This window comes from Streptomyces chisholmiae, from assembly GCF_031845445.1.
GTDB lineage: Bacteria > Actinomycetota > Actinomycetes > Streptomycetales > Streptomycetaceae > Streptomyces > Streptomyces chisholmiae.
In genome coordinates this window covers 523506-538170 of record NZ_JAVREO010000002.1, presented here as the reverse complement: position 1 = coordinate 538170, position 14665 = coordinate 523506, and the positions used below count along the sequence as shown (strand labels likewise).

The 14665-nt window shown below is 74.5% G+C and carries 11 protein-coding genes; 7 read left to right on the top strand and 4 right to left on the bottom strand.

Annotated elements, in window-relative coordinates; all coding sequences use genetic code 11:
• Positions 1-43: 43 nt before the first annotated feature.
• From RM844_RS05225 to RM844_RS05215, 3 genes are all read right to left on the bottom strand, one after another.
• The gene (locus RM844_RS05225; protein WP_311665228.1) at positions 44-700 is read right to left on the bottom strand and encodes a response regulator transcription factor; all 657 of its coding nucleotides are present in this window, start codon (positions 698-700) and stop codon (positions 44-46) included.
• Positions 691-1818 carry a sensor histidine kinase gene (locus RM844_RS05220; RefSeq protein ID WP_311665226.1) on the bottom strand — a complete coding sequence of 376 codons (1128 nt, stop codon included), beginning with the start codon at positions 1816-1818 and terminating at the stop codon, positions 691-693. The genes RM844_RS05225 and RM844_RS05220 overlap by 10 nt, the downstream gene beginning before the upstream one ends.
• A 356-nt stretch (positions 1819-2174) precedes the next feature.
• Complete coding sequence (locus RM844_RS05215; RefSeq protein ID WP_311665224.1) at positions 2175-2927, bottom strand: TetR/AcrR family transcriptional regulator; 753 nt, start codon at positions 2925-2927, stop codon at positions 2175-2177.
• Positions 2928-3185: 258 nt separating this feature from the next.
• On the opposite strand from RM844_RS05215, the gene RM844_RS05210 reads away from it, so the two are divergent.
• Positions 3186-5423: an MMPL family transporter gene (locus tag RM844_RS05210; RefSeq protein WP_311665222.1), complete on the top strand. Its 2238-nt coding sequence runs from the start codon at positions 3186-3188 to the stop codon at positions 5421-5423.
• A 268-nt stretch (positions 5424-5691) separates the two neighbouring features.
• Positions 5692-6309 carry a DedA family protein gene (locus tag RM844_RS05205; protein WP_311665342.1) on the top strand — a complete coding sequence of 206 codons (618 nt, stop codon included), beginning with the start codon at positions 5692-5694 and terminating at the stop codon, positions 6307-6309.
• A 93-nt stretch (positions 6310-6402) separates the two neighbouring features.
• Here RM844_RS05205 and RM844_RS05200 read toward each other — a convergent pair whose 3' ends face one another.
• Positions 6403-7356 (bottom strand): arabinan endo-1,5-alpha-L-arabinosidase, encoded by a 954-nt coding sequence (locus RM844_RS05200; RefSeq protein ID WP_311665340.1) that lies wholly within the window; start codon positions 7354-7356, stop codon positions 6403-6405.
• Positions 7357-7586: 230 nt separating this feature from the next.
• Between RM844_RS05200 and RM844_RS05195 the strand changes: the two genes are divergently transcribed.
• The 5 genes from RM844_RS05195 to RM844_RS05175 all read left to right on the top strand — a co-directional run bounded on the left by RM844_RS05195 (position 7587) and on the right by RM844_RS05175 (position 14597).
• Complete coding sequence (locus tag RM844_RS05195) at positions 7587-8258, top strand: helix-turn-helix domain-containing protein (RefSeq protein ID WP_311665221.1); 672 nt, start codon at positions 7587-7589, stop codon at positions 8256-8258.
• Positions 8259-8379: 121 nt separating this feature from the next.
• Positions 8380-9114 (top strand): HAD family hydrolase, encoded by a 735-nt coding sequence (locus tag RM844_RS05190; protein ID WP_311665219.1) that lies wholly within the window; start codon positions 8380-8382, stop codon positions 9112-9114.
• Positions 9115-9119: 5 nt separating this feature from the next.
• Positions 9120-11633 (top strand): glycoside hydrolase family 65 protein, encoded by a 2514-nt coding sequence (locus RM844_RS05185; protein ID WP_311665216.1) that lies wholly within the window; start codon positions 9120-9122, stop codon positions 11631-11633.
• Between the two features lie 133 nt (positions 11634-11766).
• Positions 11767-12171, top strand: a complete 405-nt coding sequence (locus RM844_RS05180; RefSeq protein WP_311665214.1) for a ChaB family protein — start codon at positions 11767-11769, stop codon at positions 12169-12171.
• Complete coding sequence (locus tag RM844_RS05175; protein WP_311665212.1) at positions 12168-14597, top strand: phosphoketolase family protein; 2430 nt, start codon at positions 12168-12170, stop codon at positions 14595-14597. Before RM844_RS05180 ends, RM844_RS05175 begins: the two co-directional genes overlap by 4 nt.
• Positions 14598-14665: the final 68 nt, after the last annotated feature.

The window sequence follows — 14665 nt, the reverse complement described above, 5'->3', positions numbered from 1 at the left end:
ACCGCCCCACCCCACCGGGTGAGTTGGGCCGCGCGGCGGGCCGTCACGCGCCGAGGTAGCGCAGCACGGCCAGCACCCGCCGGCTGTGGGTGGGGGCCGGCGCGGCGCCGGTGGTCAGGTCGAGCTTGGTGAAGATGGCGTTCACGTGCTTCTCCACGGCGCTGCGGGAGATGAACAGCCGGGTGGCGATGGCCGCGTTGGTGTGGCCCTGGGCCATCTCCGTGAGCACCTCGCGCTCCCGGGGGGTGAGCCGGTCCAACGGCCCCTCGTGGCCGGCCCTGGCCAGCAGCTGCCTGACCACCTCGGGGTCGAAGGCGCTGCGGCCGGTGGCGACCCGGTGCAGCGCGTCGAGGAACTCCTCGATCTCCACCACCCGGTCCTTGAGCAGGTAGCCGACGCCGTCCGGGCTGCCGGTCAACAGCTCGGTGGCGTACCGGCGTTCGACGTACTGGGAGAGGACGAGCACGCCGACCGACGGCCAGCGCGACCGGATGGCGAGGGCCGCGCGCAGCCCCTCGTCGCGGTGGCCGGGCGGCATCCGGACGTCCACCACGGCGACGTCCGGCGGGTCGTCGGCGACGGCCGCGAGCAGCGCATCGGCGTCGCCGACGGCGGCCAGCACCTGGTGGCCCTCGTCGGCCAGCAGGCGGGCCAGGCCCTCCCGGAGCAGGGTCGAGTCGTCGGCCAGGATCAGGCGCATGGCAGCTCCGCGGTGATGACGGTGGGCCCGCCGGGTGGGCTGTGCAGGTGGAGTCGGCCGTCGAGGGCGGCGGCCCGGCGGGACAGGCCCAACAGGCCGCCGCCGGCCGGGTCGGCGCCGCCGACGCCGTCGTCGGTGACGGTCACGGTGAGCCGGTCCCGGCCGGCGGCGACGTGCACGGCGACGGTGCTCGCGTCGGCGTGCTTGACGGCGTTGGTGACCGCCTCGCAGACCACGAAGTAGGCGACCGTGGCCACCGGTCGGGGCGGTTCGCCGGCCAGCCGGCAGGTCAGTTCGACGGGCAGCGGGCAGCGTTCCGCGACGGTCTCCAGGGCGGCGGCCAGCCCGGCCTCGTCCAGCACCGTCGGGTAGATCCGCCACGCGACCTCGCGGAGTTCGGCCAGCGCGGCGCCGGCCTCCTGCCGGGCCTGGGCGAGGAGTTCGTCCGCGCGCTCGGGGGAGCGCTGGGCGCGGCTGATCGACAGGCCGAGCGCGACCAGCCGTTGCTGCACCCCGTCGTGCAGGTCACGCTCGATGCGGCGGCGCTCCTCGGTGATGGCCTCCATCACGCCGGCCCGGCTGTTGGCGAGTTCGGTGATCCGACGGCGCAGGATCTCCGGCTCGCTGGGGCCGAGGAAGTGGTGGGCCAGCCGGGCCTCCAGGCCACGGAGCCCGGTGATCCCGTGCACGGTGAGGAAGAGCAGGAACGCGCCGCCGATCCCGGACGGCACGGTGGCCACGGGTGAGAAGACCAGCCAGGCCCAGACGAGCAGCGAGCCGTAGAGGACGCTGACCAGGAGGGAGGCCAGCACCAGCGCGCCGAGCGCGGCCAGCCCGAGCCGGCAGCTGAGGTAGGGCAGCGCGCGGTCCCGCGGGTACCGGTCGGCCACCTCGACGCGCAACAGCCGGGTGAGGCGGGCCCGTTCGAGCCGGGTCAGCCGGTCCAGCAGGGGCGTGAGGGGCGGGTCGAGGCCCGGCCCGCGGGCCCGGGTGGCCGCCCGGGCCAGCCAGGCGAGCGGCACCACGGGCAGCAGCAACAGGCCGGTGCCGACCCCGGCGGTGATCCCCAGCAGCTCCCGGAGCCGCCGGCGTAGCTGGTGGGTTAGCTGTCGGCGCACGAGGCCGACGCTAGGCGACGGCGCGGGCGGGCGGTACTGCGGTCGACCACATGAGGCGCGGCCCGATGCCACCACGGGACGCGCGCGGCGCGGCCGACCCCGGGACGCGGGCACTGCGGCGGCACCGCCGGCTCACCGCCGGGACGTGGGTGGCACGCGGTCAACCACGGGCAGTGGCGGGGGAGTTCAGCCCTGGGGGCGGTACGCCGGTGCAACCCCGCTCAGCGGCGCCATGGTGCGACCACGGAACGCGCGCCCGGCGTTCGGCCACGGGACGAGGGCGCTGCGGCGGCACCGCCGGCTCACCCCCCGGACCGCGCGCCCGGCGTGCGACGCCGCGGAAGCGGCGCCGGGGTTCAACCCCCGGAGGGGCCGTCGGTGCCGGTGATCCGGCGGTGCAGGTCGGCGTGGTAGGCGCGGGTGGAGAGGCGGAACAGCTCGGCCTGGTGCTCCCCGAGGAAGCCGGTGTGGCCGAACACCTCAAGCACCACCAGGCCGTGCAGGTGCCCCCAGGCGCTCAGGAAGAGCACCCCGGCCGCCGGCGGCAGCCCGTCGGGGCTGGTCAGCGCGGCCTGGAAGGCCGGCGACGGCGCGGGGCCGGCCACCGCGGCCAACCGCTCGCGCGGGTAGCCGTGGAACACCTCGCGCTGGAAGATCGCGCCCATCCGGCGGACCGCCGCCGTGGTCGGGCCGTCCACGGGGGCCGCGTAGTCGCGCAGCGGGGTGCCGTAGATCAGCTGGAAGCGCTCGGGGTTGGCGACCGCCCACCCCCGGTACGCCTCGGCGACGACCACGAGACCTGGCAGCTCCGGGTCCCGCGCCGGGTCGGCGGTGGCGGCCTGGAGGGCGTCGGCCAGGTCCTCGTAGGTCTTGGTGATCAACGCGGTGACCAGCGCGTCCCGGTGCGGGAAGTAGTGGTAGAGCGCCTGCACGGTCATGCCGAGGTCGCGGGCGACGGCGCGCAACGACAGCGCCGCCGGGCCGCGTTCGGTGAGGTGCCGCTCGGCGGCCTCCAGGATCTCCCGGGTGGCGGCGGCCCGGCGCCGCTCGCGCAGCGTGGGCCGGGCGGGCGGCGCGGGGGTGGGGTGGTCGGCGGGGTCCTCGGGCATGGCGATCACCTCGACATCGTTGCCGCGCCCGGGAGTCGGGGCGGCGGCGCGAACAGAGCCGGAACGTTAGGAAAATCTAACACTGCCAAATTCTCTGTCACCTCACTAACGTCTGATCCGGCGACGAAGAGCGCGCGATCCCACCCGTGGTGTCCGGGGCGAGCAGCCCCGCCGGGCCGCGCGCCGCCCCTCGCCCGGCGGTTTGCCCCGCTCCGCGGTGTTTCGCCGTTCCCGTCCGAACCCCAAAGGAGAACGCTCGTGTTCGAGCGCATAGCCGAGCTGGCGCTTCGCCGGACCCGGCTGCTACTGGTCCTCGCCACCCTGGCGGTGGTGCTCATGGGCGTCGTGGGCGCCGGCGCCTTCACCAAGCTGGTGGACGGCGGCTTCGACGACCCGGACTCCGAGTCCAGCCGGGCCACCGAGGTCATCGGGGCCCGCTTCGACGGGGAGACCAACCTGGTCCTGCTGGTCACCGCCGACGACGGGGACATCGACGCACCCGCCGCCACCGAGCGCGGCCGGGCCCTGGCCGCCGACCTCCGGGCCGAGCCCACGCTGGTCAACGTGATCGCCTACTTCGACGACGGCAACCCCGCGCTCCGCTCGACCGACGGCGACCAGGCCGTGATCCTGGCCCATGTCGAGGGCGAGGAACTGGAGTTGGCGGAGAACGTCAAGGCGGTCATCGACGAGCACACCGGCACCCTGGACGGCGGGCTCACCGTGCGGGCCGGCGGCGGCAGCGCCGTCGGCAACGACCTGTCGACCCAGGTGAACAAGGACCTGCTGCTGGCCGAGGCGATCGCCGTCCCGCTGATCCTGATCCTGCTGCTCTTCGTGTTCCGCAGCCTGGTCGCGGCGCTGCTGCCGCTGCTCATCGGGGTGGTGGCCATCCTCGGCACGCTCGCCGAACTCTCCCTGCTCGCCGAGGTGACGGACGTCTCCATCACCTCCGTCAACCTGACCACCGCCCTCGGCCTCGGTCTCGGCGTCGACTACGCGCTGCTGATGATCAGCCGGTTCCGCGAGCAACTGGCCGCCGGCGTCGCGGTGCCCGAGGCGGTCCGGCACACCATGCGCACCGCCGGCCGCACCGTCGCCTTCTCCGCCGCCACCGTCGCCGCCGCGCTCACCGCGCTGCTGGTCTTCCCGCAGGCGTTCCTCCGCTCGGTCGGCTACGCCGGGATCGGCGTGGTGCTGATCGCGGCGGTCAGCGCCCTGGTCCTCATGCCGGCGCTCTTCGCGCTGCTGGGCCACCGGATCAACAACGGCCGGCTGCCCTGGGTGCGGCCGGAGCCGGCGACCGACCGGACGCCGCTGTGGGGCCGGCTGGCCAGGACCGTCATGCGGCGCCCGGCGCTCACCGCGCTGCCCGTGCTGGCGGTGCTGCTGGTGGCGGCCGCCCCGCTGCTGGGCGTCACCTTCGGCACGGCCGACGAACGGGTGCTGCCGGAGAGCGCCGAGAGCCGCCAGGTCTCCACCGCGCTCCAGGAGAACTTCCAGGGCAACGACGACACCGCGCTGCACATCGTCATCGACCAGCCGGTCGGCGCCGACGAGCTGCGCGGCTACGCGGTCGAGCTGTCCGGCCTCGGCGGCGTCGCCCGGGTCGAGACCAGCGCCGGCACCTACACCGCCGGCGCGCCCGCCCCGACCGGCCCCGGCAACCCGGCGCTCGGCCAGGCCGAGGCCCAGCGGGTCAGCGTGGTGAGCGCCCTGGTGCCCAAGTCGCCCGCGGCCGAGGCGCTGGTCGCGGACGTCCGGGACGTCGCGCCGCCGGCCGGCAGCGAGCCGCTGGTGGGCGGCGTGGACGCGGCCCTCGTGGACACCAAGGACTCCATCGCCGCCCTGCTGCCGCTCGGCGCGGCCCTGATGGTGGGCAGCACCCTGGTGCTGCTCTTCCTCTTCACCGGCAGCGTGGTGCAGCCGCTGCGCGCCCTGGCCCTCAACCTGGTCAGCCTGGCGGCGGCCCTCGGCATCGTCACCTGGATCTTCCAGGACGGGCACCTGTCGTCCCTGCTGGGCTTCACCCCACAGCCGATGGACACCTCGATGATCGTGATGATGTTCTGCGTCGCGTTCGGTCTCTCGATGGACTACGAGGTCTTCGTCACCAGCCGCATCAAGGAACTGCACGACGCCGGCGCCGACCCGGAGACCGCCGTGGTCGACGGCCTCGGCCACACCGGCCGCATCGTCAGCGCGGCGGCCGGCCTGATCGCGGTGAGCTTCTTCGCCTTCGTCACCTCGCAGATCAGCTTCATGCAGATGTTCGGCCTGGGCACCGGGCTGGCCATCCTGATCGACGCCGTCGCCATCCGGGGCGTGCTGGTGCCGGCCGCGATGCGGGTGCTGGGCCGGGCCGCCTGGTACGCGCCGGGGCCGCTGCGGCGGCTGCACGACCGGTTCGGGCTCAGCGAGGGCGGACCGACGCCGCCGGCGCCGGCCGCCGAGCCGCCGGCCGACCGCTTGGTCAGGAGCGGCTCGGGCTCCTGACCCCCGCGCCCCCGCGCCCCCGCCGCCACCCCCTTCGGCGCGGGGCGCGGGCTCGGCCGGTGCCCGGCGGCGAGCCGGCGGGCACCCTGGGTGACGGCCGCTCGGCCGCCCCTGTGGTCGGCCACAGGTCGGGGCGGGGGGAGGTCCGCGTGGCGGTGGAAGCGGAAGGACTTGTAGCGTCTGCCGTGTGATCGTATCCTCCGCATCTCACCAACTCGCCTCGTCCGCCGAGGACCCGGGCGGCATCGCCGGTTGGGCCACCGACCTGATGGAGGCGATGGGGGCGCCGGGCGCCGGCCTGGCCATCGCCCTGGAGAACCTCTTTCCCCCGCTGCCCAGCGAGATCATCCTGCCGTTGGCCGGTTTCACCGCCAGCCGTGGCGAGATGAACCTGTGGGCCGCACTGGTGTGGACGACGATCGGCTCCGTCGTGGGCGCGGTGGCGCTCTACTGGGTGGGGCAGTTGCTCGGCCGGGACCGGCTGCTGGCCATCGCGGCCAAGCTGCCGTTGGTGAAGGTCGCCGACATCGAGAAGACCGAGGCGTGGTTCCTGCGCCACGGCAACAAGGCGGTCTTCTTCGGGCGGATGATCCCCATCTTCCGAAGTCTGATCTCCATCCCGGCCGGGGTGGAGCGGATGCCGTTGCGCACCTTCCTGTTGCTCACCACGCTGGGCAGCGCCATCTGGAACACCGTCTTCGTGGTCGCCGGCTACCACCTGGGGGAGAACTGGGAGGAGGTCACCGACCTCGTCAGTGTCTACTCCAAGGTGGTGCTGGTGGCGGTGGTGGCCGGCGTGCTCGCCTACGTCGTCTACCGGATCACCCGGTCCGGCGGCGGCAAGCGGCGGGCCTCCTCCAGCCGTTCGGACGCCGACGTCGACTGACACCGACCCGCGACCCGAGGTCGTCGCGCGCACCCGCGGGGTGCCCCGTTCACCGCGAACGGGGCACCCCGCGGTCGTTCGCCGGCGTGGCCCTCAGTAGGCCACGGGCCAACCGCTGCTCCAGTCCAGCAGGTTGACGCCCAGCTTGGGCGCGCCGTTCGCCTCGCCGTCGTAGTAGTGGTAGACGAGCAGGTCGCCGTCCACGTCGTTGAGCACGCTCTGCCCGCCGGGCCCGATCCAGCGGCCGTGGCTCTCCAGCACGAAGGTGCCGCCGCCCTGCCGCAGGTCCACGCCGTTCGCGTCGAGGAAGGGGCCGGTCGGGCTGGTGGCCCGGCCGACGCGGATCCGGTAGGTGCTGTCGGTGCCGGCGCAGCAGGTGCCGTAGGAGTTGAAGAGGTAGTAGTAGCCGTCCCGCTTGATCAGCGCCGGGCCCTCGATGCCGCCGTCGGCGGCGGCCACGCCGTGCGGCTGCCCGCCGCCGGGGAGCGGCTTGCCGGTGGCCGGGTCGAGTTCGATCACCTTGATCCCGGTCCACCAGGAGCCGAACGCCAGCCACCAGCGACCGTCGTCGTCGACCAGCAGGCTGGGGTCGATGGCGTTGTAGTCGTCGCCCTCGTCGGTGCGGTGCACCTCGCCCTGGTCGTCCCAGCTGCCGGGGAGCCCGGTGTCGCTGGTGGCCAGGCCGATGGCCGAGGTGTTGCGGCCGAAGTTGGAGACCGCGTAGTAGAGGTAGTACCGGCCGTTGTGGAAGGAGACGTCGGGCGCCCACGGGTTCTGCTCCGGCGAGATCTCCGCCCACCAGTCCTCGGGGGCGGTGAAGGCCGAGCCGGCGTCGGTGAAGGCGGTCCGGTCGGTGGAGATCCGGGCCTCCAGCAGGTCGTTGGAGCCGTAGACCACGTAGCCCTGGTCGGTCCTGACCATGGACGGGTCGTGGATGCCGACGGCGCCGGTGACCAGCCCGGGCGCCGGGTAGGCCGCGGCGCTCGACGGCCACAGCAGCAGGGTGAGGGCCAGGCCGAGGACGGCGGCGATGCCGGCCCTGGCCAGGGATCGGGAACGGCGGGCCCGCCCGCGTTCCAGCCGGAGAAGACGCACAGAACTCTCCCATTCCAGACAGCAGTTGACGAAAGACGGTGGACAGCCGGAGGTGGGTGCGGGGGTGGCCGGAAGTTGCCGACCCGCGAGGTGATCAGCGTCACACCACCGGGGCGGGTCCGGCCGCCCACCCGGCCGAGCCCAGCGCGCGGAGCGCGCCCGACCCGGCCAGGCTGGGAAGGGTGGAGAACCATCGCACGGACGTCGGCCGCCGGGTCGCGCTCCGCCGGGAACAGCTGGGCCTGGACCGGGCCACCGTCGCCGAGCGCGCCGGGGTGGCCCCCGAGTACCTGCGCTACCTGGAGGAACGCCCCGCCTCGCCCAGCCTCGCCTCGCTGACCCGGGTGGCCAGGGCCCTGGACACCACGGTCGCCGAACTGAGCGGCGCCCCCGCCCCGACCGGCACCCCGCCGGCCCCGCCCGGCCACCGGGAGGGGCTGAGCGTCCTCGACGAGGACACCTGCTGGCAGCTGCTGGCCGGCCACAGCGTCGGCCGGATCGCGGTCGAGACCCCCGCCGGGCCCGCGATCGTGCCGGTCAACTACGCGCTGGACGGCCGCGCCCTGGTCTACCGCACGGCCGCCGACGCCACCCCGGCCCAGGTCGCCGAGGCCGACGAGCTGGCCTTCGAGGTGGACCACCTGGACGAGGCCCAGCGGGTCGGCTGGAGCGTGCTGCTGGTCGGGCCGGCGCACCCGCTGACCGACCCGGCCGAGATCCGCGCCCTGGGTCGGCGGCTGGCCGAGCGGGACGGCCAGCCGCCGACCCCGGAGCCGTGGGCCGGCGGCGAGCGCGACCTCTGGGTCCGGCTGGAGCCGACCCGGGTCACCGGCCGCCGGGTCACCCACCTCTAGCCCCCGCGCCGGGATCCCCTTGGTCCCGGTTCGAGCGGGTTTGCGGGGTGCCGGCCGTCGGGTTCCCATGGAGGGAGTGCCACGGCTGGTTCGTGGCCGTCTAGGGAGGCGGTGGTGCCCGGTGAACGCGAGCGTGCCGGACCTGTGGGAGTGCCATGCGGTGGTCTTCGACACCGACGGGGTGATCACCGACTCGGCCTCGGTGCACGCCTCGGCCTGGAAGGAGGCGTTCGACGAGGTCCCCGGCGTCGACCCGCCGTTCGACGCGGTCGAGGACTACCGCCGGCACGTGGACGGCAAGTCCCGGCTGGACGGCGCCGCCGCTTTCCTCGCCGCCCGCGGCCTCGACCTGCCGGTCGGCGACGTGGAGGACCTCCCGGGCACCGAGACCGTCTGCCAGATCGCCGCCCGCAAGGAGGCCGCCTTCATGCGCCGCCTGCACGAGCGGGGCGTCGACGTCTTCGCCGGCACCGTGCGCCTGCTCAACAAGCTGCACGAGGCCGGCGTGCCGTGCGCCGCCGTCTCCTCGTCCCGGCACGCCAGGGACCTGCTGGCCAACGCCGGGGTGCGGTCCCTGCTGGGCACCGTGGTGGACGGCAACGACATGGCCCGGCTCGACCTGCCCGGCAAGCCCGACCCCGCGCTCTTCCTCGAAGGGGTGCGCCGGCTCGGCTGCGAGCCGGCCGAGGCCGCCGTGGTGGAGGACGCGCTGGCCGGCGTCGAGGCCGGGCACCGCGGCGGCTTCGGCCTGGTCGTCGGCGTCAACCGCACCGACACCGAGGCGGCGGCCACCGACCTCACCGAGCACGGCGCCGACGTCGTCGTGGACGACCTGGCCCAGCTCGTGCGGAGGTGACCCGCATGGACGCGGCACGGCCGGCCAACCCGGCGGACCAGGCCAACCCGGCGGACCCCACCCGGCCGCCGGACCCGGTGAGCCGGTGGGAGTCCTGGGCGGAGGGCGAGCGCCAGGTCGACGGCTGGGAGTGGGAGTACGTCGGCTACGACCCGCGCGAGGAGCGGCTGCGCGAGGCGCTGTGCACGCTCAGCAACGGCTACTTCGCGACCCGCGGCGCCGCCCCGGAGACCGCCGCCGGCCCCGCCCACTACCCCGGCACCTACGTCGCCGGCCTCTACAACCGGCTCACCTCCTCGCTGGCCGGCCGACGGCTGCCGCACGAGGAGGTGGTCAACCTCCCCAACTGGCTGCCGCTGCGGTTCCGCGTCCACCCCGAGGACGGCGAGGTCGGCGACTGGTTCACCCCCGACCAGCACCCCGACGGGCTGCTCCGCTATCACCAGCAGCTCGACCTGCGGCGCGGGGTGCTCACCCGCGAGCTGCGGCTCCGCGACCCGCGCGGCCACCACCTGAACGTCAGCCAGTCCCGGCTGGTCAGCATGGCCGACCCGCATCTGGCCGCGCTGCGCACCGAGTTCAGCGCCGAGGGCTGGTCCGGCAGCATCGAGGTCGAGTCCGCCATCGACGGCTTGGTCGGCAACACCGGCGTGGCCCGCTACCGCGACCTGGCCAGCCACCACCTGACCCGGATGGGCACCGGCGCCGAGGAGCCAGACGTGGTGTGGCTCAGCTGCCGCACCAGCACCTCCGACGTGCGGGTCGTGCTGGCCGCCAGGACCAGCGCCACCCCGGCCGGCCCACCGGAGGCGGTGCGCAACCGGCTCTCCGACTACCACGCGGCGCAGCGGCTGCGACTGCCCATCGCCCCCGGCCGGCCGGTGGCCGTGGAGAAGGTCGTCGCCCTGCACACCTCCCGGGACACGGTGATCGCCGGCCCGCTGCCGGCCGCCCTGGAACGGGTCCGCACCGCACCCGACTTCGCCGGACTGCTCGACGAACACACCGCCGCCTGGGCCAGGTTGTGGCGCCGCGCCGACCTCCAGGTGCCGGGCGAGGCGGGCCACGTGCTGCGGGTGCACATGTTCCACCTGCTCCAGACCCTCTCCCCGCACAGCGCCGACCTGGACGTCGGGGTGCCGGCCCGCGGCCTGCACGGCGAGGCGTACCGCGGACACGTCTTCTGGGACGAGCTGTTCGTGCTGCCCTACCTCAACCTGCACTTCCCCGAGCTGTCCCGGGCGCTGATGGGATACCGCCACCGCCGGCTGCCGGCCGCGCTGCGGGCCGCGGCCGCGGCCGGCCGGGAGGGCGCCATGTACCCCTGGCAGTCCGGCAGCGACGGCGGCGAGGAGACCCCCGAGGTGCACCTCAACCCGCGCTCCGGGCGCTGGCTGCCGGACAACTCCCGGCTCCAGCACCACGTCGGCTCGGCCGTCGCCTACAACGTGTGGCGCTACGGGCAGGCCACCGGCGACACCGAGTTCACCCACACCAGGGGCGCCGAGATGCTCACCCAGATCGCCCGCTTCTGGGCCGCGCTCGCCGAGTACGACCAGGACACCGAGCGCTACCGGATCCGCGGCGTGGTCGGCCCCGACGAGTACCACGAGGGCTACCCGGACGCGCGGCACGCCGGCCTCGACGACAACGCCTACACCAACGTGATGGCCTCCTGGACGCTGGCCAGGGCGGCCGAACTGGTCCGCACCATGCCGGCCTCCCGGCGCACCGAACTCGCTGACGTCATCGGCCTGATCGACGGCGAACCCGAACGCTGGGACGAGGTCTCCCGACGCCTGCGGGTGCCCTTCCACCAGGGCGTGATCAGCCAGTTCGACGGCTACGGCGAGCTGGCCGAGCTGGACTGGGACCGCTACCGGCGCCGCTACGGCGACATCCGCCGCCTGGACCGGCTGCTGGAGTCCGAGGGCGACTCGGTCAACCGCTACCAGGCGTCCAAACAGGCCGACGTGCTGATGCTGGGCTACCTGCTGACCCCCGGCGAACTCACCGAGCAGTTCGCCCGGATGGGATACGAGCTGACCGAGGAGCAGTGGCGCGCCACCGTCGACTACTACCTGCGGCGCACCAGCCACGGCTCCACGCTCAGCGGCGTCGTGCACGCCTGGGTGCTGGCCAGGGCCCGGCACCAGGACGCCTGGGAGCACGTCAAGGAGGCCCTCGCCAGCGACGTCGCCGACGTGCAGGGCGGCACCACCGCCGAGGGCATCCACCTGGGCGCGATGGCCGGCACCCTGGACCTGGTGCAGCGCGGCCTGACCGGGCTGCGCTCGGAGGGCGGCGCGCTCTGGCTCGACCCGTCACCGCTGCCCCAACTCCAGGAGTTCGGATTCTCGTTGCGCCACCGCGGGGTGGGCCTGCGGCTGCGGATGCGCCCCGGCCAGCTGTGGGCCGGCGTCCCCCCGTGGGAGGAGTCCACGGTCCGCCTCGTCCTCGCCGACCGCATGGTCGAGGTCGCCCCCGGCCAGGAGACCACCCTCCGCCTCCCGGACTGACCCAGCGGCCCGCCGGGGCCGACCGGTACCCCCGCGGGCGGCGTTCCCAGCCGCCCCGCCCCCGACCCGCCGCCCGTTTCGTCCCCGTCGGTCGGGGTACTCGGCGCCGGCCCCCACCAGGAGGTGATGACGCATGCCAGGTCGGAAGGAACTGCCGGCCACGCTGGAGCGCTCCCCCGCCGGCGCCCAGCGCACCTGGATCAAGGCGCATGACAACGCGGTGCGGGAGTACGGCGAGGGTCAGCGCGCCCACCGGGTCGCCTACGGCGCGCTGAAGCACACCCACGAGAAGGTCGGCGACCACTGGGAGCGGAAGGAACACGGCCGGAAGGGCCCGTCCGACCCGCGCTCGGCGCGGCCCCGGCAGGTCGGCGGGCCCAGCGCGGGAGGCGTGGACGAACACGACACCAAGGCGCACCTGTACCGGCTGGCGCGGCGCCTGGACGTGCCCGGCCGGTCCCGGATGAACCGGGCGGAGCTGCTGGACGCGGTCCGGTCGGCGAACCGCCGGGCGACCCGCCGGGCCAGGTCCAGATGACCACCGCCCGCGGTGGCCGGCGGGCGGCGCCCGCCGAGGGGCACGCGCCGGTCAGCGTGCCGGACGAGGCGACCCTGGCGGCGCTGGACGCCCAGTGGCGGGCCGCCAACTACCTGTCCGTCGGCCAGATCTACCTGTTGGCCAACCCGCTGCTGACCGAGCCGCTACGCCGGGAGCACATCAAGCCGCGGCTGCTCGGCCACTGGGGCACCACGCCCGGCCTGAACCTGGTGCACGCCCACCTGAACCGGGCGATCGTGGAACGGGACCTGGACGCGCTCTGCGTGTGGGGGCCCGGGCACGGCGGCCCGGCGCCGCTGGCCAACGCCTGGCTGGACGGCAGCTACACCGACACCTATCCGGACGTGACCCGCGACGCGGCCGGGATGGCCCGGCTGTTCCGGCAGTTCTCGTTCCCGGGCGGGGTGCCCAGCCACGTGGCGCCGCAGACGCCCGGATCGATCCACGAGGGCGGCGAACTGGGCTACTCACTGGCGCACGCCTACGGCGCCGCCTGCGACAACCCGGACCTCCTGGTGGCGTGTGTGATCGGCGACGGGGAAGCCGAGACCGGGCCGCTGGCCGCGTCCTGGCACGCCAACAAGTTCCTGGACCCGGTACACGACGGCACGGTGCTGCCGATCCTGCACCTCAACGGCTACAAGATCGCCAACCCGGCGCTGCTGGCCCGGATTCCGGAGCCGGAGCTGGACCAGCTGCTGCGCGGCTACGGCCATGACCCGCTCTACGTGGGCGGTGACCAACCGGCCGAGGTGCACCGGGAGTTGGCGGCGGCCCTCGACACGGCGCTGGACCGGATCGCGGATCTGCGGTGGGCGGCGCGGGAGCAGGGCGTGCGGGCCAGGCCGCGCTGGCCGATGATCGTGCTGCGCACCCCGAAGGGGTTCACCGGGCCGGCCGAGGTGGACGGCCTGCCGGTCGAGGGGACCTGGCGGGCGCACCAGATCCCGCTGGCCGACCCGCGCGGAAACCCGGCGCACCTGCGGCAGTTGACGGAGTGGCTGCGGTCCTACCGGCCGGCGGAGCTGTTCGACGAGGCGGGCCGGCCGACCGCCGCGGTGCTGGCCGGGCTGCCGACCGGGGAACGCCGGCTGGGCGCCAACCCGCACGCCAACGGCGGGCTCCTGCTGCGCGAGCTGCCGCTGCCGCCGCTGGCGGAGTGCGCGGTGGAGGTGACGGCGCCCGGCGCGGGCAGCCACGAGCCGACCCGGGTGCTGGGCGGGCTGCTGGCCCGGGTGATGGCGGCCACCGCGGAGCGCCGCGACTTCCGGCTGGTCGGCCCGGACGAGACGGCCTCCAACCGGCTGCAGGCCGTCTACCAGGCGACGGACAAGGTCTGGCAGACGGCGATCCTGCCGGTGGACGAGCATCTGGCGCACGAGGGGCGGGTGATGGAGGTGCTCTCCGAGCACCTCTGCCAGGGCTGGCTGGAGGGCTACCTGCTGACCGGCCGGCACGGCCTGTTCTCCAGCTACGAGGCGTTCGCGCACATCGTGGGGTCGATGGCCGGCCAGCACGTGAAGTGGCTGCGGACCGCCCGCCGGCTGCCGTGGCGGCGGCCGATCGCCTCGCTCAACTACCTGCTGACCTCGCACGTGTGGCGGCAGGACCACAACGGGTTCTCGCACCAGGACCCGGGCTTCGTGGACCAGTTGCTGAACAAGGCGCCCGAGGTGGTGCGGGTCTACCTGCCGCCGGACAGCAACACCCTGCTGGCGGTCGCCGACCACGTGCTGCGCAGCCGGGACTACGTCAACGTGGTGGTGGCCGGGAAGCAGCCCTGCTTCGACTGGCTGGACCTGGACGCGGCCCGGGCACACTGCGCGGCCGGCGCTGGCATCTGGGAGTGGGCCGGCACGGAGAACGGCGCCGGCGGGTCCGGCGAGCCGGACGTGGTGCTGGCCTGCGCCGGGGACGTGCCGACCCAGGAGGTGCTGGCCGCCGCCGACCTGCTGCGCCGGCACCTGCCGGAGCTGGCGGTCCGGGTGGTCAACGTGGTGGACATCGCCCGGCTGATGGCGCCGGAGGACCATCCGCACGGCCTGTCGGACCGCGACTACCACGCGCTCTTCACCCGCGACCGGCCGGTGGTCTTCGCGTACCACGGCTATCCGTGGCTGATCCACCGGCTGACCTACCACCGGGACAACCACCCGCAGCTGCACGTCCGCGGCTACCTGGAGGAGGGGTCGACGACCACCCCGTTCGACATGGTGGTCCGCAACGACCTGGACCGGTACCGGCTGGTGATGGACGTCATCGACCGGGTGCCGGGGCTGGACGTGCGGGCCGCGCGGCTGCGGCAGCGGATGGCCGAGGTCCGCTACCGGCACGGGCGTTGGGTGACCGAGCACGGCGCCGACCTGCCCGAGGTCGCCGACTGGCGCTGGGGCGCGCTGCCCTGACCGACCGACATCCCTGACGTTCGGTCATCGTGCGGGCACGGTACGTCAACACGCGGCGCATCCTCGGG

Bases quoted from the DNA above. Each gene is read 5' to 3' on its own strand.
- RM844_RS05205 (WP_311665342.1), top strand. From the start codon at position 5,692: ATGGAGGCGATGGGGGCGCCGGGCGCCGGCCTGGCCATCGCCCTGGAG.
- RM844_RS05175 (WP_311665212.1), top strand. From the start codon at position 12,168: ATGACCACCGCCCGCGGTGGCCGGCGGGCGGCGCCCGCCGAGGGGCAC.
- RM844_RS05215 (WP_311665224.1), bottom strand. From the start codon at position 2,927: ATGCCCGAGGACCCCGCCGACCACCCCACCCCCGCGCCGCCCGCCCGG.
- RM844_RS05225 (WP_311665228.1), bottom strand. From the start codon at position 700: ATGCGCCTGATCCTGGCCGACGACTCGACCCTGCTCCGGGAGGGCCTG.
- RM844_RS05185 (WP_311665216.1), top strand. From the start codon at position 9,120: ATGGACGCGGCACGGCCGGCCAACCCGGCGGACCAGGCCAACCCGGCG.
- RM844_RS05180 (WP_311665214.1), top strand. From the start codon at position 11,767: ATGCCAGGTCGGAAGGAACTGCCGGCCACGCTGGAGCGCTCCCCCGCC.